23 protein-coding genes and 1 tRNA gene are annotated in these 20,259 nt (G+C 71.8%); 5 read left to right on the top strand and 19 right to left on the bottom strand.

The annotated features are described in order from the left end of the window. Positions 1-36: 36 nt before the first annotated feature. The 7 genes from ACFV1L_RS03130 to ACFV1L_RS03100 form a co-directional block, all read right to left on the bottom strand. A complete protein-coding gene (locus ACFV1L_RS03130) occupies positions 37-834 on the bottom strand; it encodes a hypothetical protein (protein WP_380362348.1) in 798 nt (265 codons plus the stop codon). Positions 835-966: 132 nt separating this feature from the next. Beyond that, positions 967-2,247 (bottom strand): DUF445 domain-containing protein, encoded by a 1,281-nt coding sequence (locus ACFV1L_RS03125; RefSeq protein WP_380362516.1) that lies wholly within the window; start codon positions 2,245-2,247, stop codon positions 967-969. Positions 2,248-2,317: 70 nt separating this feature from the next. Beyond that, entirely contained in the window at positions 2,318-3,283 is a 966-nt protein-coding gene (locus ACFV1L_RS03120; RefSeq protein WP_380362346.1) for an ATP-binding cassette domain-containing protein, read from the bottom strand. 20 nt (positions 3,284-3,303) lie between these two features. Further along, positions 3,304-4,068 (bottom strand): ABC transporter permease, encoded by a 765-nt coding sequence (locus ACFV1L_RS03115; RefSeq protein WP_380362514.1) that lies wholly within the window; start codon positions 4,066-4,068, stop codon positions 3,304-3,306. A gap of 61 nt (positions 4,069-4,129) precedes the next feature. After that, positions 4,130-4,930, bottom strand: coding sequence for an ABC transporter permease (locus tag ACFV1L_RS03110; protein ID WP_380362345.1), 801 nt, complete (start codon positions 4,928-4,930; stop codon positions 4,130-4,132). A gap of 64 nt (positions 4,931-4,994) precedes the next feature. Beyond that, positions 4,995-5,297, bottom strand: coding sequence for a co-chaperone GroES (locus tag ACFV1L_RS03105; protein ID WP_051732111.1), 303 nt, complete (start codon positions 5,295-5,297; stop codon positions 4,995-4,997). Positions 5,298-5,458: 161 nt separating this feature from the next. Continuing rightward, a complete protein-coding gene (locus ACFV1L_RS03100; RefSeq protein ID WP_380362343.1) occupies positions 5,459-5,800 on the bottom strand; it encodes a DUF3618 domain-containing protein in 342 nt (113 codons plus the stop codon). 153 nt (positions 5,801-5,953) lie between these two features. Here ACFV1L_RS03100 and bcp point away from each other — a divergent pair, with 153 nt between their 5' ends. Then, a complete protein-coding gene (gene bcp / locus ACFV1L_RS03095; RefSeq protein WP_380362342.1) occupies positions 5,954-6,427 on the top strand; it encodes a thioredoxin-dependent thiol peroxidase in 474 nt (157 codons plus the stop codon). Between the two features lie 73 nt (positions 6,428-6,500). Here the strand turns inward: bcp and ACFV1L_RS03090 are convergent, their stop codons facing one another. Continuing rightward, the gene (locus ACFV1L_RS03090; protein ID WP_380362512.1) at positions 6,501-8,852 is read right to left on the bottom strand and encodes a chitinase C-terminal domain-containing protein; all 2,352 of its coding nucleotides are present in this window, start codon (positions 8,850-8,852) and stop codon (positions 6,501-6,503) included. Between the two features lie 496 nt (positions 8,853-9,348). Between ACFV1L_RS03090 and ACFV1L_RS03085 the strand changes: the two genes are divergently transcribed. Then, positions 9,349-9,432 (top strand) — tRNA-Leu (locus ACFV1L_RS03085). A gap of 72 nt (positions 9,433-9,504) precedes the next feature. Here ACFV1L_RS03085 and rdgB read toward each other — a convergent pair. From rdgB to ACFV1L_RS03065, 4 genes are all read right to left on the bottom strand, one after another. Then, positions 9,505-10,110: an RdgB/HAM1 family non-canonical purine NTP pyrophosphatase gene (gene rdgB, locus ACFV1L_RS03080; protein WP_380362340.1), complete on the bottom strand. Its 606-nt coding sequence runs from the start codon at positions 10,108-10,110 to the stop codon at positions 9,505-9,507. A 26-nt stretch (positions 10,111-10,136) separates the two neighbouring features. Continuing rightward, positions 10,137-10,565, bottom strand: a complete 429-nt coding sequence (locus ACFV1L_RS03075) for a hypothetical protein (protein WP_380362338.1) — start codon at positions 10,563-10,565, stop codon at positions 10,137-10,139. A gap of 96 nt (positions 10,566-10,661) precedes the next feature. Continuing rightward, positions 10,662-11,387 carry a ribonuclease PH gene (gene rph, locus ACFV1L_RS03070; RefSeq protein ID WP_380362337.1) on the bottom strand — a complete coding sequence of 242 codons (726 nt, stop codon included), beginning with the start codon at positions 11,385-11,387 and terminating at the stop codon, positions 10,662-10,664. Positions 11,388-11,498: 111 nt separating this feature from the next. After that, complete coding sequence (locus ACFV1L_RS03065) at positions 11,499-11,732, bottom strand: glucose PTS transporter subunit EIIB (RefSeq protein ID WP_014135942.1); 234 nt, start codon at positions 11,730-11,732, stop codon at positions 11,499-11,501. Between the two features lie 368 nt (positions 11,733-12,100). Between ACFV1L_RS03065 and ACFV1L_RS03060 the strand changes: the two genes are divergently transcribed. Both ACFV1L_RS03060 and ACFV1L_RS03055 read left to right on the top strand, forming a co-directional pair. Beyond that, the gene (locus ACFV1L_RS03060) at positions 12,101-13,390 is read left to right on the top strand and encodes a PTS transporter subunit EIIC (RefSeq protein ID WP_380362335.1); all 1,290 of its coding nucleotides are present in this window, start codon (positions 12,101-12,103) and stop codon (positions 13,388-13,390) included. A gap of 221 nt (positions 13,391-13,611) precedes the next feature. Further along, complete coding sequence (locus ACFV1L_RS03055; RefSeq protein WP_380362334.1) at positions 13,612-14,850, top strand: PTS transporter subunit EIIC; 1,239 nt, start codon at positions 13,612-13,614, stop codon at positions 14,848-14,850. Between the two features lie 13 nt (positions 14,851-14,863). Here ACFV1L_RS03055 and ACFV1L_RS03050 read toward each other — a convergent pair whose 3' ends face one another. Next, positions 14,864-15,811: a LuxR C-terminal-related transcriptional regulator gene (locus ACFV1L_RS03050; protein ID WP_380362332.1), complete on the bottom strand. Its 948-nt coding sequence runs from the start codon at positions 15,809-15,811 to the stop codon at positions 14,864-14,866. Positions 15,812-15,952: 141 nt separating this feature from the next. On the opposite strand from ACFV1L_RS03050, the gene ACFV1L_RS03045 reads away from it, so the two are divergent. Then, positions 15,953-16,870 carry a branched-chain amino acid transaminase gene (locus ACFV1L_RS03045; RefSeq protein ID WP_380362330.1) on the top strand — a complete coding sequence of 306 codons (918 nt, stop codon included), beginning with the start codon at positions 15,953-15,955 and terminating at the stop codon, positions 16,868-16,870. Here the strand turns inward: ACFV1L_RS03045 and ACFV1L_RS03040 are convergent. From ACFV1L_RS03040 to ACFV1L_RS03015, 6 genes are all read right to left on the bottom strand, one after another. Continuing rightward, positions 16,858-17,610 carry an MBL fold metallo-hydrolase gene (locus ACFV1L_RS03040; RefSeq protein WP_380362328.1) on the bottom strand — a complete coding sequence of 251 codons (753 nt, stop codon included), beginning with the start codon at positions 17,608-17,610 and terminating at the stop codon, positions 16,858-16,860. The two genes, ACFV1L_RS03045 and ACFV1L_RS03040, sit on opposite strands and share 13 nt — an antisense overlap. 159 nt (positions 17,611-17,769) lie before the next feature. After that, entirely contained in the window at positions 17,770-17,958 is a 189-nt protein-coding gene (locus tag ACFV1L_RS03035) for a MerR family DNA-binding transcriptional regulator (protein WP_380362327.1), read from the bottom strand. A 233-nt stretch (positions 17,959-18,191) separates the two neighbouring features. Continuing rightward, positions 18,192-19,160 carry a PLP-dependent cysteine synthase family protein gene (locus tag ACFV1L_RS03030; RefSeq protein WP_380362325.1) on the bottom strand — a complete coding sequence of 323 codons (969 nt, stop codon included), beginning with the start codon at positions 19,158-19,160 and terminating at the stop codon, positions 18,192-18,194. Further along, positions 19,160-19,438 (bottom strand): MoaD/ThiS family protein, encoded by a 279-nt coding sequence (locus tag ACFV1L_RS03025; protein WP_380362323.1) that lies wholly within the window; start codon positions 19,436-19,438, stop codon positions 19,160-19,162. Before ACFV1L_RS03025 ends, ACFV1L_RS03030 begins: the two co-directional genes overlap by 1 nt. A 127-nt stretch (positions 19,439-19,565) precedes the next feature. Beyond that, complete coding sequence (locus tag ACFV1L_RS03020; protein WP_338015809.1) at positions 19,566-19,679, bottom strand: putative leader peptide; 114 nt, start codon at positions 19,677-19,679, stop codon at positions 19,566-19,568. Positions 19,680-19,820: 141 nt separating this feature from the next. Beyond that, entirely contained in the window at positions 19,821-20,252 is a 432-nt protein-coding gene (locus tag ACFV1L_RS03015; protein ID WP_035863058.1) for a Mov34/MPN/PAD-1 family protein, read from the bottom strand. Positions 20,253-20,259 lie beyond the last annotated feature (7 nt).

Genomic DNA, 20,259 nt, shown 5'->3' with positions numbered 1-20,259 from the left:
ACCTCGCATGCTAACCCGCCGACGCGAATCGCGCGGTCACCACTTCGCGGTGAGCTTCTTCAGCGCCTCGCGCGCCTGGGCCCGGCCCTCGAAGACCTGCCGCTCGGGGTCGACGTCGACGAACACCGACACGGTGACCGCGCCCTTGCGGGCGATCACGTACGAGAACGGCCGCGGGTCGGTCCGGCCGCCGTCGGTGGTGTCGTACACGGCGAGGCCCTCCTCGGAGTACACCTCGTCGGCGCCGGCCACCTGCGGCGACTCGATGTCGTGGACGGTCTGGAAGGCGTCGTGGGTGTCGACGTCGGTGTAGTTCTCGCAGCGCTTGGTGTTGTCGCGGCGCTCGGCGATGTCCTTGGCCGCCGCGTCGGCGCTGTTGAACACGCTGGCCGCGGTGTTGGCGAAGGTGCTGTCCTTCTCGTGGTCCTGGCGCACGAACCGGTAGGTGTCGGCGACCAGGCCCTTGACGTGGGTGCCGTCGGACTTGAGCTTGCAGGACTTGTCCATCACCTGGTTGCCCAGGCTGGTGTCGTCGTCGCCGTCGGCGACGAAGGCGTTGTCCCACTCCTTGGCGCTCAGCGCCAGCTTGTTGGTCCTGGCCTGCGCGGCGGCGTCGCCGCCCGCGGCGCCGCCGCTCGGGCGGCTGCTGGGCTTGGCGGGCTCCTTGGCCTTGCCGCCGGCCGACCCGGACGGCGACGCCGAGGCCGCCGCGGTGGGCGAGGTGTGGCCGGCCGCGCCGGTGGCCGTCTCGTCGTCGTTGCAGGCCGTCAGGACCAGGCCGGCCGCCATCAGCGCCGCGACCCGCAGACCCAGCGTGCGCGTGCGTACTGTCATCCCCGTCAACTCCCCCGTGCCGTACTTGGCTTCGGCCCCCCTGGCCGCCGCCGATCGGTCGATCACCCTACCCAAGGGCGCGGACGCGCGCCCACCGGGGGCGCTGCGGCCGGGTGGGCGTCCGACGGTCCGTCAGCCGCCCAGCGCGGTGCTGACGGTGTGGATGAGCAGGCCCGCCAGGGCACCGACCACGGTGCCGTTGATCCGGATGAACTGCAGGTCACGGCCCACGTTGGCCTCGATCTTGCGGGAGGCGTCGTCGGCGTCCCAGCCGGCCACGGTGTCGGAGATCAGCGAGGTGATCTCCTGCCGGTAGGTGGAGACCACGTACTCGGCGGCGTCCAGCAGCCAGCCGTCGGTCTTGGCCTGGAGTTTGCCATCGGTGGCGAGGCGGCGGCCGAGCGAGCGCAGGCCCTCGGTGATCCGGCGGCGCAGTTCGCTGTCCTGGTCCTCGGCGGCGTTCAGCACCAGCGTTCGCACCGCCGACCAGGAGGAGGCGATCAGGTCCTGGACCTCGGGACGGACCAGCAGGTCGGACTTGGCGCGCTCGACCCGGGCGATGGTCTCCGGGTCGTGTTGGAGTTCCTGTGCGAAGTCCGCGAGGAAGTTGTCGAGGGCGCCGCGCGCGGGGTGCGCGGGGTCGTCGCGGACGTCGGTGACGAAGCGCAGCAGCTCCTTGTAGACGCGTTCGCCGACCTGCTGGTCGAGGAACTTGGGCGTCCAGCCGGGGGTCTTGGCGGTGACCCGGGCGATCACCTCGACGTGGTGCTCGACCAGCCAGTCGCGGGCGCGCACCGCGATCAGGTCGACCACGCCGCGGTGCCCGCCGTCGGCGACGATCTTGCCGAGCAGCCGGCCGGCGGGTTCGGCGACCGAGGTGGCGGCGGCCCGCCGGGTGATCGCCTCGGCGACCACGGCCTGCACGTCCTCGTCGCGCAGCACCGCGAGGACGCCGCGCAGCGCGGCCGCGGCCTCGTGGGTGACGCGTTCGGCGCTGCCGGGCTCGGACAGCCACTCGCCGAGCCGCCGGGCCACCCCGATCCGGCCGAGCCGGGCCCGGACCACGGGCGCGGACAGGAAGTTGTCGCCGACGAAGTCGCCGAGCGAGCGCCCGAACGCGTCCTTCTTGGTGGGGATGATCGCGGTGTGCGGGATCGGCAGCCCGAACGGGCGGCGGAACAGCGCGGTGACGGCGAACCAGTCGGCGAGCGCGCCGACCATGCCGGCCTCGGCCGCGGCCGCCACGTAGCCCGCCCAGCTGCCCGCGCCGGCGGCGCCCGCCCAGGTGGCGAGCGCGAAGACGACCGTGGCGAGGCCGAGCAGGCCGGTGGCGATGGTCTTCATCCGCCGTACGCCCTGGCGCTTGGCCTCGTCGGCGGCGGTGAAGCTGACTCCTGGTGCCGTCTCGTCCACACTCACCCCGTCAGATTGGCACACCGGTCGCACGAAATGACCGCCGCCTCGCGATTCCGCCGTTCCGAGGTCAGACGGCGGGTTCGGCGGCGCCGGCGTAGATCCGGGCGATCACGTCCTCGATGGCGGGTTCGCGCACCGAGAGGTCGACCAGCGGGTAGCGTTCGGCGACGGCGGCGACCAGTGGCGCGGCGCTCTGCCGGGCCGGGAACGCCAGCCACTGCCGGGGGCCTTCGACCTTGACGGTGCGCACCCCGGGCAGCTCGATCGGCGGGTGTGCGGCGGCCAGGTCGACCACCAGGGTGCGTTCGCTCTCGCCGGCCGCGTGCAGCTGCTCCAGCGGGCCGTCCAGGACCAGCCGGCCGTGGTCGATCACCATCACCCGGCCGCACAGCTGCTCGATGTCGGTGAGGTCGTGGGTGGTGAGCAGCACGGTGGTGCGCTGTTCCCGGTTGGTCTCGCGGAGGAACTCGCGGACCTTGGTCTTGCTGATCACGTCGAGTCCGATGGTCGGCTCGTCCAGGTAGAGCACGCTCGGGTCGTGCAGCAGGGCGGCGGCGAGGTCGCCGCGCATCCGCTGGCCGAGCGAGAGTTGACGGACCGGGGTGTCCAGCAGCGCGCCCAGGTCGAGCAGGTCGACGCACCGGTCGAGGTTGGCGCGGTAGCGGGCGTCGGGGATCCGGTAGATCCGGCGGGCGAGTTCGTAGCTGTCGCGCAGCGGCAGGTCCCACCACAGGGTGGTGCGCTGGCCGAACACCACGCCGATCCGCCGGGCCAGCGCGGTCCGCCGCGCGGCGGGGTCGACGCCGGCGACCCGCAGGCGTCCGCCGCTGGGCACCAGGATGCCGGTGAGCATCTTCACGGTGGTCGACTTGCCGGCCCCGTTCGGCCCGATGTAGCCGACGCACTCGCCCTCCTCGACCTGGAAGGTGAGCCCGTCCACGGCCCGCACCTCGCGCTTCTCGCGCCGCCAACGGCCGTTGCCGGTGCGGACGGTGAAGCTCCGCCGGACGTCCTCGACCTCGATCACCGCCACGGTTTCCTCCTTCTTCGGGGTCAGCTGCCGGTGGAGCGGTAGGCGCGCAGTCCGGTCCGCCAGGCGGCCGCCGCCGCCAGCACGCACAGCGCGGCCGCGAGCGGCGACGCGAACCGGAACGCGACGGGCAGCCCGAGCGGGTCGGGCCGGCCCAGGACGTGCAGGGCGGGAAGCCAGTTGACGAACGCCAGCGGCACCCCGAACACGGTGCCGGCGACGACCTCCTTGGCGAACACGGTCGGCGGGTACTGGAGCAGCGTGGCGCCGCCGTAGGTGACGGAGTTCTGGAGTTCGGCGGCGTCGCCCCACCAGAACTGCACGCACGAGCAGCCCACGAAGACCGCGCAGAAGATCACCGAGCCGCAGACCAGCAGCGCGGGCACCATCAGCACCCGGTCCCAGGTCCATTGGACGTCCAGCGCGGCGAGCGACCAGCCGAGCACCGCGAACGCCTGGACCAGCCGGCCCAGGCGCCGCAACGAGAAGCGCTCGGCGGCGAGTTGGGACAGTGCGGGGGCGGGCCGGATCAGCATGGTGTCCAGCGCCCCGGTCCGCACCCGCTCCCCCAGGTCGCCGACCGAGCCGACCAGGAAGTTGGCCGTGCCGAGCGCCACCGAGCTCGTCCCGTACAGGAACCCGGTCTCGGCGAGCGTCCAGCCGGCCAGCTGCCGGGTGTGCTGGAACATCAGGATCAGCACCGCGAAGTCCAGGAACGTGATCAGCACGTTCGCGGCCAGGCTCAGCACGAACGACGCCCGGTAGGTCAGCATCGACCGGGCCCACATCGCGGCGATCAGCCACCAGGACCGCACCGCCCATCCGGCCCGGGCGGCGAGCGGCTCGTCCTCAACCACCCTGGACCACCACCTTGCGCACCGCGAGCGCCTGCACCGCCCGGCCCGCCGCCAGCAGGGCGACCGCCCAGGCCAGTTGGAAGGCGTACAGGTTCAGCAGGCTCTGTCCGGTGCGGCGTTGCAGCAGCACGTCGGCGGGCAGCTGCACCAGCGCCGAGAACGGCAGCACCCGGGCCAACTCGCCCAGCAGGCCGGGGAACAGCGCCAGCGGCAGCAGCGTCCCGGAGAAGAACATCGACACCACCGTCATCGCCGCCCGCACCCCCTCCGCGTCGTGCAGCCAGAACCCGGTCAGCGAGACCAGGAACCGCAGCCCGAAGCTGACCAGCAGCCCCAGCGCGACGGCGAGCAGGAACTCGGCCCACACCAGCGGCTGCCGGGGCAGCGTCAGGTCGAACACCAGCGCCCCCACCGCCATCGGCACCGCGCCCCGGGTGACCAGCTGGAACGCCGCCCGCCCCAGGTCCGAGGCCAGCCACCACCCCTGGAAGTCCACCGGCCGGTACAGGTCGATCGCGATGTCCCCGCTGCGGAACCGCGCCTGCACGTCGTCCTGGAACCCGCCGCCCCACACCGCCACCGTCACCAGCAGCGCCTGGCTGATCCAGATGTACGTCACCGCCTGCCGCGCGTCGTACCCGCCCAGCCCCGGCCGGGCGTGCCACAGCGCGAGCATCGTCGAGGCCAGGATCCCCCCGAACACCGTGTTGGTGACCGCCCCCGCCACCGTCGCCGCCCGGTACGTCGAGTACCGCCGGAACGCGCCGCGGGCGACGGCCGAGTAGACGCCCATCCCGTTCCTCGCCTCCCCGGCCCGGACCGCGGGCCGCGCGCGCCGCGACCCCGGTCGGGCTCCGTCACAGGTACAGACCCGTCGACCCCTCCAGGTCCCCGAAGCGGCCGGCCGCGACCGCGTGCAGGTCGCGTTCCCGGAGCAGCACGTACGTCGCCCCGCGGACCTCGACCTCCAGCTTGTCCTCCGGGTCGTAGAGCACCCGGTCGCCCGGCTCCACGGACCGGACGCTCTGGCCGACGGCCACCGCCTCGGCCCACGCGCAGCGGCGGGACAGTTCGGCGGTGGCGGGGATCAGGATGCCGCCGGTGGAGCGGCGTTCGCCCTCGCCGGTCTCGGTCCTGACGAGGACCCGGTCGTGCAGCATCCGGATCGGGAGCTTCTCCCCGAGCCGGTCGTGCCGTCCTTCGTCGCCGTGCCCGGCCGTGCTTCGCGTGTCGTTCTCACTCACGCCCCGACGGTACCGGACACCGAAAACGGCGGGGTCCCGGGCTCCCGGCCCGTGACCCCGCCGTCCCGGCGGACGCCTCAGCCCTTGCGGCGGCGCTTCGCGGAGGCGATCAGCAGCACCACTCCGACGCCGACCAGCGCGGCGGGCACGATCCGCTCGGGGCGGGGCCGGCCGTCCTCGTCGACGAACTTGGACTTGACCTGCTCGACGGCGCCGCTCGCGGCGACGTACGCCTTGCCGGCCTTCTGCTCGACCGTCGCACGCAGCTTGGCCTTGGTCTGGGCGGCGACGGTGGCCGGGTGCACGCGCATGGCGAGCTCGTCGAGGGTCGCGGCGAGCCTGTCCCTGGTCCCGGCGATGTCCGCCTCGATCTGGGCCGTCGTGCGCGGTGCCGACGTGTCCTTGCTGCTCGCTGCCACTGGGGCCACCCCATCTCTGTTACCGCTAGGTACTTCTCTCCACCGACAGTCTGTCAGCTCCGTGTCGCGCTCGCGCAGCGCCACCCTCCAACGGAGGTAGGTTGGCCAGCAGTACGAGCACCCCGTCCCGGCTCAGAGGAGAGAAGCACCATCGTGAGCGAGCGTCTGCAGGCGGGCGACACCGCCCCCGCCTTCACCCTGTCCGACGCCGACGGCAACCAGGTGTCGCTGGCCGACCACCTGGGCCGGAAGGTAGTCGTGTACTTCTACCCGGCGGCGCTGACCCCGGGCTGCACCAAGCAGGCCTGCGACTTCACGGACAACCTGGAGGTGTTCGCGGGCGCGGGCTACGACGTGATCGGCATCTCGCCGGACAAGCCGGAGAAGCTCGGCAAGTTCCGCGAGAAGGAGGACCTGAAGGTCACGCTGCTGTCGGACCCGGAGCACGCGGTGCTGGAGGCGTACGGCGCGTACGGCGAGAAGGTGAACTACGGCCGCACCTACCAGGGCGTGATCCGCTCCACGGTGATCGTGGACGAGCAGGGCAAGGTCGAGCGGGCGCTGTACAACGTCCGGGCGACCGGGCACGTGGCGAAGCTGCTGAAGGACCTGAAGGTCGGCCAGTAGGGCCGGAGAACGGCAGCGGTGGCGGCCGACCCCCCGACCGGGTCGACCGCCACCGCCGTTCATGGGCTCGGGATCAGCAGGCCCCGAGGTCCGTCCAGACGCCCCAGGCGCCGCTCAGCGACGGGTCCTCGCCCGCGGTCCACCACTTGTTCTGGTAGTAGTGGCCCTTCCACGACACCTTGGTGACGGTGGCGTAGGTGGTGCCGGCGTTCCAGCTCGGAGCGCCGGAGCAGTTCCCGGCGGACGCGGACGGCGACGCCGACTGCGAGGCGGAGGCGCTGGCCGACGCGGACGCCGACGGGGACGCCGACTGCGAGGGCGAGGCCGACGCGGAGGCCGAGGCCGAGGCGCTGGGCGACGGCGAGCCGGTGCCCGCGGTGGTGCCGCGGGTGTAGTCGCCGGCGATGCCGTACAGGGTGCCACCGACGTTGACGGTCCAGTTGGCGGGGGTGGAGACCGGCAGGTAGTAGACGAAGGCGACGTCCACCGAGGCGCCGGGGGCCAGCGACTGCCAGGTCGGCAGCTTCAGCGAGACCCGGTTGTAGGTGCCCTTCAGGCCGCCGACGTTGCTGCCGGTGTGGTCGGCGCGGATCACCTTGGAGCCGAAGCCGGACTGGTCGGCGGCGTTGCCGGGCGCGGAGTTCGAGTAGTCGAACTGGAACTCGGTGCCGCCCGGCAGGGTGACGGTCGAGTTGTTGACGATGTGGATCTTCGGGTTGATCGGGTAGTTGTTGTCGCCCAGCGCGAAGGCGGTGAACGACACGTCGATCGGCAGGGTCTGCTGCGGCAGCGCGACGGTGGAGCGGGTCGCGCCGTACGCCGAGGCCGACTTGAACTTGTCGTACAGCAGCGAGGTCATCGTGGAGCCCTGGACGTACTCGCCCTTGCCGCCGTTGGCGGTGGCGTCCCACTTGTAGTCGCCGGCGAGCTCCCAGATCATCGCGCCGCCGACGCCCTGGTTGACCAGGTAGTCGGCCTTGGCGCCGATGGACTGCTCGTCCTCGGTGGACAGGAACACCTTCTTGTCGGCGTTCCACAGCCACGGCGCGACCAGCGAGGAGCTGTAGTTGCGGGTGTAGGTGCCGTTCAGCGCGGTGTCCTTGACGCCGTACTTGGAGAGGTAGTCCGGCAGGACGCCCTTCTCCAGGTTCTTGGCGTGCCACATCGGGTTGGAGCCGGCCGGCGACTCCTTGCCGTTGTCGTCCAGGTCGTGCCAGATGTTGTCGATGCCGACGGCGCCGTCGCCGCAGGTGGTGAGGCCGGAGCCGGCCGGGCAGTTGGTGGTGGAGGCGGTGCCCCACAGCCCGTTGGTGCCGCCCTGGACGTTCTGGAAGCCGCGGGTGTAGTACGGCACGCCGAGGTTGATCCGGCCGGCCGGCATCGCGCCGCGGAAGTAGTGGTAGGCCCAGTCGCCGTTCAGGTAGCCGATGCCGCCGTACTGCGAGGTGCCGTACACGTTGGCGGCCGCCAGCTCGGCGTCCTTGCCGTCGTCGTACAGCGCGGCGTTCGGTCCGACGTACTTGTTCCAGGCGCCGTGCAGGTCGTACGACATGATGTTGACGTAGTCCAGGTACTGGGTGACCTGGAAGGTCTCCATGCCGCGCAGCAGGTAGCCCGAGGACGGGGCGGCGACCGACAGCAGGTAGTACTTGCCGTCGGCGGCGGAGGCCCGGTCGAGCTTCTCGCGCATGGTCTTCATCAGCGCCGCGTAGCCCTTCATCAGGGACGCGCGCTTGGCGTTGGAGATGGAGTAGTCGAGCGGGTTGCCCGCGTCCTTCATCGAGGTCGGGTACTCGTAGTCGAGGTCGACGCCGTTGAAGCCGTACTTCTTGATGAAGGCGACGGCGGAGTCCGCGAAGGTGTTGATGCCGGCCTGGTTGACCGACCCGTCCGCGTTGACGGTCATCGAGTAGAAGCCGCCGGAGTTGACCCGCTTGCCCGAGTCGTCGAAGTAGCCGCCGGTCTCGGCCCAACCGCCCACCGAGACCATGGTCTTGACGTTCGGGTACTGCTTCTTGTACTTGGTCAGCAGGTTGAAGTGGCCCTTGTACGGCAGCGACGGGTCGAGCTCCGCGCCGGCCACGCCCGGGAAGGTCATCCCGGTGGAGGCGTTGTCCGGGCCGTCCGTGCCCACCGACAGGGTGTTGTCACTGGCGACGTGCGCGAACGCGTAGTTGAGGTGGGTGACCTTGTCCCACGGGATGTTGTTCACCAGGTAGGCGGGCGTGCCGTCCTTGCCGGTGCGCCAGCCGGTGAAGTAGCCGATGACGCGGCGCTGGTGGTCGGCGCCCATCTGCTCGCGGCCGCTGGTGTCGTAGACGTTGCAGTAGGGGACGTCGACGCCGGGCGTGGTGTACATGCCGTCGGGACGACAGGCCTGGTTGTCGACGGCGGCGGCGGACGGCGCGACGCCGAGCGTGCCCATGAGCAGGCCCGCCAGCCCCGCCGCCGCGGTGGCGGCGAACGCCACCTTGCGGCCGGTCTTCTGACGGCCCGCAGCGGTGGGACGCTGCGCCGTCGTGTGTCGGATCAACACTCGGTCCTCCGGGAGAGAGTGTCGCGTGCACGCCTGTGGGAGGGCATGCACATGTGGGGGAAGTTCCGCCGAACTTAAAAGGTCTGGACCACCCGCGTCAACAGGTCTGTACCAACTTGGCGAGAAAGGCCGAACCGTCCGCACTCGGACGATCCGGCCTACTCGAGGGAGAGTTGACGCTGCTTCACGCCCGCGGCGTACCCGCCGCGGTCGCCGGCGCGGCGCTGGCCTTCAACGGGCGCCGGCCTGCGGGGCGCGCGGATGTGGCCCGTCCGGGCCTGGGGCCGCTCCGCTGCTCGGGCCCGGCGGGGGGACCGGACGCCGCCCGAAAGGGTGGTGCACGCCGAGGTGACGGACAAGTAGCATGACGGGGAAGTCATTGCCTGCGGTCTTGGCGGAATTGGCAGACGCCCGGGTTTTAGGTGCCCGTGAGAGAGATCTCGTGAGGGTTCGAGTCCCTCAGGCCGCACCGGATTTCAAACTGCGCGAGGCCCGCCCGGAGCATTCCGGGCGGGCCTCGCGCGGGTGCGGGCGCGGCGTCTCAGCCGAGCAGTTCGGCGACCACGGGGGCGAGCGAGCGGAACGCCTGTCCGCGGTGGCTGATCGCGTTCTTCTCCTCGGGGCTCAGCTCGGCGCAGGTCCGGCTCTCGCCGAGCGGCTGCAGGATCGGGTCGTAGCCGAAGCCGTTGGCGCCGGCCGGCTCGGTGCGCAGCGTGCCGTGCAGCCGGCCCTCGACGACCCGTTCGGTGCCGTCCGGCAGGGCCAGCGCGGCGGCGCAGGCGAAGGAGGCGGCGCGGTGCTCGGGCGCGATGTCGCCGAGCTGGGCGAGCAGCAGGTCGAGGTTGGCCTTGTCGTCGCCGTGCCGGCCGGCCCAGCGGGCGGAGAAGATGCCGGGCGCCCCGCCGAGCACGTCCACGCACAGCCCGGAGTCGTCGGCGACCGCCGGGATTCCGGTGGCCTTCGCCAGCGCGTGCGCCTTCAGCAGGGCGTTCTCGGCGAAGGTCACGCCGGTCTCCGGGACGTCCGGCACCTCGGGGAAGGCGTCGGCGCCGACCAGTTCGACCTCCAGTCCGGCCGCGCCGAGGATGTCGCGCAGTTCGGCGACCTTGTGCTGGTTGCGGGTGGCGAGAACGAGTCGCTTGGTCATGCCGCAAGCCTAACCAGCGGCCGGGGTCAGCCCGTGCACACCTTGCTGACCCGGCCCGCGGCGTCGCCGAGCGGCCCGAGGTCCGGTACCTGGTTGTTGTCGACGGCCGTCTGCACCTTGTCGACCTGGGCCTGCAGGTCGCCGACGGCCTTGGCCAGGTCGGCGTCGCTGGAGTTGCGGCCGATCTTGTCCAGGTCGCCCTTGATCTTCTTCAGCGCCTCGCCGGCGGCGGCCGGGTCCTTGTCCGCGTTGTTGTACGCCGTTCCCAGCTGCGCCACGTCGGTGGAGATCTGCACCGCGGTGTTGGCGCAGCTCACCGCCTTCTCCGCGGCGGAGCAGCTGACCGCGCTCAGCGGCAGGATCAGCACCAGCGCGGCGACGGCGAGCGCGGTGGTGCGGTTGATGCTGAGCGGCTGCTGCATCGGCGAGTCCTCCAGGAGGGTGTGCTGGCTCACAGCGAACGTTAAGGGTCTTCCCGCGCGGCTGTACAGCACGCGCGGGTCACCCTTCGGTTCTGACGGCCGTTCAGCCCACCGCGGTTCCTGGCCGGCTCACAGCTCCAGGGCCTTGCGCTGGATCTCGTCCAGCTCGGCGCAGCCCAGGCTGCCCAGGTCGAGCAGCCGGTTGAGCAGCTCCCGGTCGAACGGGGCGCCCTCGGCGGTGCCCTGGACCTCGACGAAGCGCCCGTCGGAGGTGCAGACGATGTTCATGTCGGTCTCGGCCCGCACGTCCTCCTCGTAGCGCAGGTCGAGCATCGGGACGCCGTCGATGATGCCGACGCTGACCGCGCTGACGCCGCCGGTGATCGGCTGGCCCTTGGCGCGCAGCAGCTTCTTGCCGCGGGCCCAGGACACCGCGTCGACCAGCGCCACGTACGCGCCGGTGATCGCGGCGGTGCGGGTGCCGCCGTCGGCCTGGAGCACGTCGCAGTCCAGCACGATGGTGTTCTCGGCGAGCGCCCGGTGGTCGACCACGGCGCGCAGCGAGCGGCCGATCAGCCGGCTGATCTCGTGGGTGCGGCCGCCGATCTTGCCGCGCACCGACTCGCGGTCGCCGCGGGTGTTGGTGGCCCGGGGCAGCATGGCGTACTCGGCGGTGACCCAGCCCTCGCCGCTGCCCTTGCGCCAGCGCGGGACGCCCTCGGTGACGCTGGCGGTGCACAGCACCTTGGTGTCGCCGTAGGAGACCAGGACGGAGCCTTCGGCGTGCTTGCTCCAGCCCCGTTCGATGGTGATGGGGCGGAGCTGGTCGGGGGTGCGGCCGTCGATGCGTGACATGCGAACGAGCGTATCCCGTCCGGGTCCGGGCCCCGCGCCCGGACGTGCGAGGGCCCGCCGCCGGGAGTCCGGGGCGGGCCGTCGAGGTGGGGCGGGCCGGGCCGGCTCAGCTCACATCATGTCCTCGATCTCGGCGGCGATCGGGTCGGCGTCGGTGCCGATGACGACCTGGATGGCGGTGCCCATCTTCACCACACCGTGCGCGCCGGCCGCCTTGAGCGCGGCCTCGTCGACCTTGGAGGCGTCGTGGACCTCGGTGCGCAGCCGGGTGATGCAGCCCTCGACCTCGTCGATGTTCTCGATACCGCCGAGACCGGCGACGATCTTCTCAGCCTTGCTGGCCATGGTCTTTCTCCCTCTGTCTCGGCGCTTCGGCGGTCGGTCGCCGGGTGCCGTACTGCGTGTGCGGTGGTGCCGGCCGGAAGTGACTCGGAATCAGTCTGCCGCGCCCTCCGACGGCGCGACCAGCATCACCCGATTTCAGCCGGTATGCCACGTTAGTCCACTTTCGGGCTAGCTCCGCGCGCGGCCCTCGCGCGGACCGCCCGAGGATGACGATCACCGGGTTCTCGAACCCCGCGGACCGCCACCGGCCTCGAAAATGGTCTACACCAATCGTAGGTGTACTCCGGACAACGCCGGACGGTCCGCCGGTGTTCCGGGCCCCGACCACGGACGGACGAGAGCGGGCACGGAACGCGGAGGGCCGACGAATGAGTTCAACAGGCGCCACGGCTCATCAGAGCACCTGGTGGCACACCTTCTACGGCGGCCTGCAGAAGATGGGCCGCAGCCTCCAGTTGCCGGTCGCCGTCCTGCCCGCCGCCGGCATCCTCAACCGGCTCGGACAGCCCGACATCTTCGGCGCCGACGGGCTCGGCTGGGACAAGGTCGCCACCGCCATCGCCGCGGCCGGCGGCGCGCTGCTCAACTCGGCCCTCGGCCTGCCGCTGCTGTTCTGCATCGGCGTGGCGATCGGCATGGCCAAGAAGGCGGACGGCTCGACGGCGCTCGCCGCGGTGGCCGGCTTCCTGGTCTACTACAACGTCCTGCAGGCGTTCCCGGAGGCCTGCAAGGCCGGGGCGGTGCTCAAGGGCAACCAGTGCGTGGACTTCACCGCCGACGTGGCCGAGAACGCCGCCTTCCAGAACCCGGGCGTGCTCGGCGGCATCCTGATGGGCCTGTTCTCCGCCTGGCTGTGGGTGCGCTTCCACCGGGTGCGGCTGGTCGACTGGCTGGGCTTCTTCAACGGCCGCCGCCTGGTCCCGATGATCACCGCCCTGGTCGGCCTGCTGTTCGGCTCGCTGATGGTCTGGGTCTGGAAGCCGATCGGCACCGGCCTGAACGACTTCTCCCAGTGGCTCGCCGACCTCGGCTCCGGCGGCGCCGGCATCTTCGGCGTCGCCAACCGCGCGCTGCTGCTGATCGGCATGCACCAGCTGCTGAACACCTTCGTCTGGTTCCAGTTCGGCAGCTTCACCAAGCCGGACGGCCAAGTGGTCAACGGCGACATCAACCGCTTCCTGGCGGGCGACCCGACGGCCGGCCAGTTCACCTCCGGCTTCTTCCCGATCATGATGTTCGCGCTCCCGGCCGCCGCGATGGCCATCGCCGCCGCCGCCAAGCCGCACCGGCGCAAGGAGATCTACGGCCTGATGACCTCGGTCGCGCTGACCTCCTTCGTCACCGGCGTCACCGAACCCATCGAGTACTCCTTCGCCTACGTCGCCCCGCTGCTGTACGCGGTGCACGCCCTGCTCACCGGCGCCTCGATGGCGGTCACCTGGGGGCTCGGCGTCCACGACGGCTTCAGCTTCTCGGCCGGACTGCTCGACTACGTCATCAACTGGAACCTGGCCACGAAACCGTGGCTGATCATTCCGATCGGCCTCTGCTTCGCGGTGGTCTACTACGTGCTGTTCCGGTTCATCATCGTCAAGTTCGACCTGAAGACACCGGGCCGCGAGGACGACGAGGAGGTCGAGGACGTCACCAAGGCCTGACGCATTCGCCTCCGGCGCCCCCGGTGGGAGACAATTCCCACCGGGGGCGCGGTGCCGTCCCCGGGCTGACGGGACGTCAACCCCCCGAAGGTTTCGATTCCGCAGCGCTTGTCCTCGGCGATCCCCAAAAGGTTCCGGAGCCCGATCGGCGCGTGCTAGAAACTGGACCGGGCCACCAGTGGTCTAGACCAGAATCGCGCTGCCGTGAGGAACCGTCCGCCATGAGTACGACCGCACCGAACTCGCAGACGGCACCGGGCGGACCGGCCCTGCGCGCACGGGTCTTCCCCGCGCTCCAGAAGATCGGCCGCAGCCTCCAGCTCCCCATCGCGGTGCTGCCCGCCGCCGGCATCCTGCTGCGTCTCGGCCAGGACGACGTGTTCGGCCCCAACGGCCTCGGCTGGACCAAGGTCGCCGAGGTCTTCGCCGCGTCCGGCCACGCCGTGTTCGACTGGATGCCGCTGCTGTTCTGCGTCGGCATCGCGATCGGCTACGCCAGGAAGGCCGACGGCTCCACCGCGCTCGCCGCCCTGGTCGGCTTCCTGACCTACCACCAGGTGCTCACCGCCTTCCCCAAGAGCGAGTACGTCGTCCTGCCCGGCAAGGACCTCCCGGCCACCTACCAGGACCCCGGCGTGCTCGGCGGCGTGGTCGTCGGCCTGCTCTCCGCCGTCCTGTGGCAGCGGCTGCACCGCACCCGGCTGGTCGACTGGCTCGGCTTCTTCAACGGCCGCCGGCTGGTCCCCATCGTGATGGCCTTCGTCGGCACCGGCCTCGGCGTCCTCTTCGGCCTCTGCTGGGGTCCGATCGGCACCGCCGTCGACGACTTCAGCAACTGGGTGATCGGCCTCGGCGCCCTCGGCTCCGGCGTCTTCGGCCTGGTCAACCGGGCCCTGCTGCCGTTCGGCCTGCACCAGATAGCCAACACCTTCTTCTGGCAGCAGGCCGGCACCTACACCGTCGGCGACCGCACCTTCCAGGGCGACCAGACCCGGTTCTTCCAGTTCGACCCGGACGCGGGCCAGTTCATGTCCGGCTTCTTCCCCGTCATGATGTTCGGCCTGCCCGCCGCCGCCATCGCCATCGCCCACTGCGCCCGCCCCGAACGCCGCCGCGCCGTCCTCGGCATGATGGTCTCGCTGGCCCTCACCTCCTTCGTCACCGGCATCACCGAACCCATCGAGTTCGCGTTCGTCTTCATCGCCCCCGCGCTCTACGCCGCGCACGCCGTCCTCACCGGCCTCTCCATGGCCGTCACCTGGGGCCTGGGCGTCCACCACGGCTTCACCTTCTCCGCCGGCGTCATCGACTACGTCCTCAACTGGGGCTACGCCACCAGACCCTGGCTGATCCTGCCGATCGGACTGGTGATCGCGGCGGTCTACTACGCGACCTTCCGCTTCGTCATCCTCCGCTTCGACCTGAAGACCCCGGGACGCGAGGACGACGACTTCGAATGACCCCGGCGGCCGGTCAGATCCACCCCAGCCTGGTCGCGTGCACGCCCGCCTGGAACCGCGACTGCGCCCCCAGCGCCGTCGTGAGGTCGGCGACCAGCCGCCGCACCGTCCGGTCCGAGATCTCCAGCTTCCGCCCGATCGCCTGATCCGTCAGGCCGGCCGCGAGCAGGCGCAGCACCTCCCGGTGCCGGTCGTCCGGCGCCGCCCGGCCCAGCAGCTCCGACGGGACCCAACTCCCCGCCCAGAACTGCTCGAAGAGCTCGCGGACCACCGAGACCACCGCCGGGTCGCGGACCACCACGGCCGCGGTGCCGGGCGGTTCGCCCGGGGCGGGCAGAACGGCGAGACGGGTGTCGACGACGATCAGCCAGAGCGGCAGCGTGTGCGCGACGCGGATGCTCGCGCCGGCGGCGGTCAGCGCCTGCACGTGGGCGAGCACGGCCGGCTGGTGCAGGGCGGCCGCGGGATAGACGGTGCGCAGGGCCACCCGGTGGGCGAGCGCGATCCGCTCGCGGGCGAGCTTCCCGGCGAGGCCCGCCTCGGACTGGTCCTGGCCGGGCCGCAGCGACAGCGCCTCGGTGCGGGCCGAGCGGGCGGCGTCCTCCAGCAGGGCGGCGATCCGGTCGGGGCCGCGGACGAGTTCGTGCGCGGCGGCGGTGCGCAGCGGCAGGTAGTGGCTGTGCAGGTGCTCGACCTGCTCGCGGGTGCGGCGGGCCTCGCCGAGCAGTCCGGCGAGCCGGCGGTCGGAGTCGGCCAGCAGCCGGCGCACCGCGCTGTCGACGGACACGGCGGCCAGGCCGCTGGTGGTGGCGGTGGTCGGCCGGAGCAGTCCGAGAGCCTGCAGTTCCTCCAGCGCGCGGGCGAACTCCTGCTCCCCGCAGCCGAGTTCCCCGCGGAGGCCGGCCAGCGTGCAGCCGGGGTCGGCGAGCAGGCGGGCGTACACGGCGGTGCTGGTCTCCACCCTCCGGAGGGTAGGGCCGCGGCCGGTGGGCGGACCGGTGGTTTTCAGCATGCGAGACGGGCCCGCCGGTGGCGGCCATGGCCGGATCCGGCGGGACCGGTGCTCTTCGCCGGGCGGGCCGAGGTCTCCAGGATGGGCGGCATGGCGATTCCCGAGTCTTCCGTGATCTGGTTCGACGGCGCGCTGGTGCCCTGGCAGGAGGCCCGCGTCCACGTGCTGACCCATGCGCTGCACTACGGCACCGGGGTGCTGGAGGGCACCCGGGTGTTCGGGACGGCGGACGGGCCGGCGGTGTTCCGGCTGGCCGACCACCTGGCCCGGCTGGACCGCAGCGCCCGCATGCTGCGCATCGAACTCCCCTACACCTGCCAGGAGTTGGCGGCGGCGACGGTGGCGCTGGTGGCGGCCAACGGCCACCGGGAGTGCTACCTGCGGCACCTGGCGTTCCTGGGGTACGGCTCGATGGGGCTGGACATGCGGCACTCCCCCACCAGCGTGTCGATCGCGTCCTGGGAGTGGCCGGCCCACCTGCCGACGGGGCGCGGGCTGCGGCTGACGACCAGCAGTTGGCGGCGCACCGACCCCAACTCCGTGCCGCCGGCGGCGAAGGCGACCGGGCCGTACCTGAACTCGGCGCTGGCCCGGCGGGAGGCGACCGACGCCGGCTACGACGAGGCGCTGCTGCTGGCCCCGGACGGGACGGTCGGCGAGTGCAGTTCGGAGAACGTGTTCACGGTGCGGGGCGGGGTGCTGCGCACCCCGCCCGCGAGCGCGGGCGCGCTGGAGGGGATCACCCAGGACACCGTGCTGACGCTGGCCCGGGACCTCGGCGTCGAGGTCCGGGTGGAGCCGCTGCTGCGCTCGGACCTGTACGCCGCCGACGAGGTGTTCATCTCCGGGACGGCCGCCGGGGTGGTCCCGGTCGCCTCCCTCGATGACCGTGAACTACCTTCGGGCGAGGGAGAGTTGACCGCACTCCTAGGGAAGGCGTACCGGGCCGCGGTGCACGGCGAGGACGTCCGGTACCGGCACTGGCTGACGCCGGTTCACAGCTCGTAGACGGCTCCGGCGCGGGCCAGGTCGACCGGGCCGGGGAAGGCGGCGGCGGCGTCGCGGCGGTTGTGCTCGGCGTCGGTCCACGGCGGGATGTGGGTGAGCACCAGGCGTTCGACGCCGGCCCGGGCGGCGTGCTCGCCGGCCTGCCGGCCGTTGAGGTGGATGGAGTCGAAGGTCTCCTTGCCGTGGGTGTACGCCGCCTCGCAGAGGAACAGGTCGGCGCCGCGGGCGAGTTCGACCAGGTCCTGGCAGATGCCGGTGTCGCCGGAGTACACCACGCTGCGGCCGTCCGCCTCGATCCGGAAGCCGTAGGCCTCGCAGTCCAGGTGGTTGACCCGGGCCGCGGTGACGGTGAACGGGCCGAGGGACAGCCGGGCGCCGTCGCCGAGGTCGCGGAAGTCGAAGACCTCGGTCATGCCGGGCTTCTCCGGCATGTCGTAGGCGCGGGCCAGCCGGTCGGCGGTGCCGGCGGGGCCGTACACGGGCAGCGGGGCGGGGCAGCCCTCGACCCGGTAGTTGCGGGCCACCCAGTAGGCGCACAGGTCGATGCAGTGGTCGGCGTGCAGGTGGCTGAGCAGCACCGCGTCGACGTCGTACAGGCCGGTGTGCTTCTGCAGGTTGCCGAGCGCGCCGTTGCCGAGGTCGACCACCAGGCGGTAGCCGTCGGCCTCCACCAGGTAGCTGGAGCACGGGGAGTCCACGGACGGGAAGCTCCCCGAGCATCCCACCACGGTCAGTTTCATGCCGAGCCCTTCCCGCCCCGTCGGGCCATCGTCCGCGGCCGTCCGCGCCGCCGGGGGCGGAGCGGGTTCTTTGAGTGTCGAGGGTAAGGGCCGGTCGGCACTTTGCCCCCTCTCCCGTGCCGCGCTGTGGGCGGAATCACCAGGACGGGGCGGGGCGCCTCAGCGCCTCCCGGGGCGGCTGCGGGCCCAGTGCCGGATGGTCTCCGGGTACCAGCGGGGACGGTAGCCGGAGTCCACCCGGTCGGGGTGCGGGAGCAGGCCGTGGCGCTTGTAGGTGCGGACGGTCTCGGCCTGCACGCCGATGTGGCGGGCGATCTCGACGTAGGACCAGAGCTTCCGGCCGGGCATGGCTGCCCACCTCCAGGGTGACGGTGAACCGAGTGGTGCGCCGTCAGCCTCACGGGGAGGGCGCCCGGTACCGCCGCGCGACCCGGGCCGGTCGCGGTTCCGTGACAGAGCGGTCACCGGGAACGGACAAATACCCGGATGTCACGGCGGGCCGATGATCGGACGTCCCTACCGCGGGAACGGCGACGGCGCGGCACCCGGAGGGGGTGCCGCGCCGTCGGACCGACGTTCCGTCAGGCCCAGAGCTGGCCCTGCAGGGCCTCGACCGCGGCCTCGGTGGACTCGGCGGTGTAGATGCCCGTGGACAGGTACTTCCACCCGCCGTCGGCGACCACGAAGACCACGTCCGCCCGCTCGCCGGCCCGGGCGGCCTTGCGGGCCACCCCGATCGCGGCGTGCAGGATCGCACCGGTGGACACGCCCGCGAAGATGCCTTCCTGCTGGAGCAGTTCGCGGGTACGGGCGACCGCGTCGGCGGAGCCGACCGAGAAGCGGGTGGTCAGCACCTCGGCGTCGTACAGCTCGGGCACGAAGCCCTCGTCGAGGTTGCGCAGGCCGTACACCAGGTCGTCGTAGCGCGGCTCGGCGGCGACGATCTGCACGCCGGGGACCTTCTCGCGCAGGTACCGGCCGACGCCCATCAGGGTGCCGGTGGTGCCCAGGCCCGCCACGAAGTGGGTGACGGTGGGCAGGTCGGCGAGGATCTCCGGGCCGGTGCCGTGGTAGTGCGCGCCGGCGTTGTCCGGGTTGCCGTACTGGTAGAGCATCACCCAGTCGGGGTGCTCGGCGGCGATCTCCTTGGCGATCCGCACCGCGGTGTTGGAGCCGCCGGCGGCCGGCGAGGGGATGATCTCCGCTCCCCACATCCGCAGCAGCTCGCGGCGCTCCTCGCTGGTGTTCTCCGGCATCACGCAGACCATCCGGTAGCCCTTGAGCCTGGCCGCCATGGCGAGCGAGATGCCGGTGTTGCCGCTGGTCGGCTCCAGGACGGTGCAGCCCGGGGTGAGCCGGCCGTCCGCCTCGGCGCGCTCGATCATGTGCAGCGCCGGGCGGTCCTTGATCGAGCCGGTGGGGTTGCGGTCCTCCAGCTTGGCCCACAGCGTGACCAGGCCGTCGTCGTTCCCCGGCACGGCCGCGGACAGCCGCGGCAGCCGCACCAGCGGGGTGTTGCCGACGGCCTCGATCGGGCTGTCGTAGCGCATTACTTCATACCGCCGGCCACGGCGGGGAGGATGGTGACGCTGTCGCCGTCGGCGACCGCGGTGGCCACGCCGTCGAGGAAGCGGACGTCCTCGTCGTTCAGGTACACGTTCACGAAGCGGCGCAGCTCGCCGCCGTCCAGCAGGCGGGCGGCGATGCCGGGGTGGCGGGCGTCGAGGTCGGTGAAGAGCTCCCCGAGGTTGGCGCCGTTGCCGTCGACGGCCTTGGCGCCGTCGGTGTAGGTGCGGAGGATGGTCGGGATGCGGACCTCGATGGCCATGGCTGCGCTCCTGTGGAGTGGGGTCGTGTGCCGGGCCGGGCGGGGCGCGGCAGGAGGAAGGGCCCCGGGGCGCCCGGGGCGGGAGGGTCGAGAAAGCTGTCGAGCGGCTTGCCGCCGGCTCGGCCGGTCAGCGCGCGGCGGTACCGGGACAGATCGCGCTGGCGAGCCGGCACAGGTCGACGTGCAGGCGTGCCACGAGGCGGGTGCCTGGGGCCTGAATGCTCACATCGACGGAACGCATGGACTCATCGTATAGATTCCCGCCCCTGCTTTGACATGCTCGTCTCGCCATCCGGTCGGCCGTGTTCCGAGGATTGGGAAAACGGGCCCGTCCGCCGCTCGGGGAGCGGCCGGATCGGGCCCGTCGCGGGGCGGGCGGGGCTCAGTCCTGGTACGCCTCGACCACCTGGACGTCTTCCTCCGTGATCACGCCGTCCACGATGCGGAACGAGCGGAACTGGTAGGGGTCGTCCTCGCCGGTGCCCTCGGCGGTGGAGACCAGCACGTAGTGGGCGAACGGCTCGGACGCGTAGCTCACGTCGGTGCGGGACGGGTACGCCTCGGTGGCGGTGTGCGAGTGGTAGATCACCACCGGTTCCTCGTCCCGGTCGTCCATCTCGCGGTACAGCTTCAGCAGGTCGCCGGAGTCGAACTCGTAGAACGTGGGCGAGCGGGCCGCGTTGAGCATCGGGACGAACCGCTCGGGCCGGCCGGTGCCGGCCGGTCCGGCGATCACGCCGCACGCCTCGTCCGGGTGGTCGGCGCGGGCGTGGGCGACCATCCGGTCGCGCAGTTCTCGGGTGATGGTCAGCATGCGGCCA

The organism is Kitasatospora sp. NPDC059646 (assembly GCF_042734615.1).
Classification (GTDB): Bacteria; Actinomycetota; Actinomycetes; order Streptomycetales; family Streptomycetaceae; genus Kitasatospora.
This window is presented reverse-complemented; position numbering and strand designations above follow the sequence as displayed.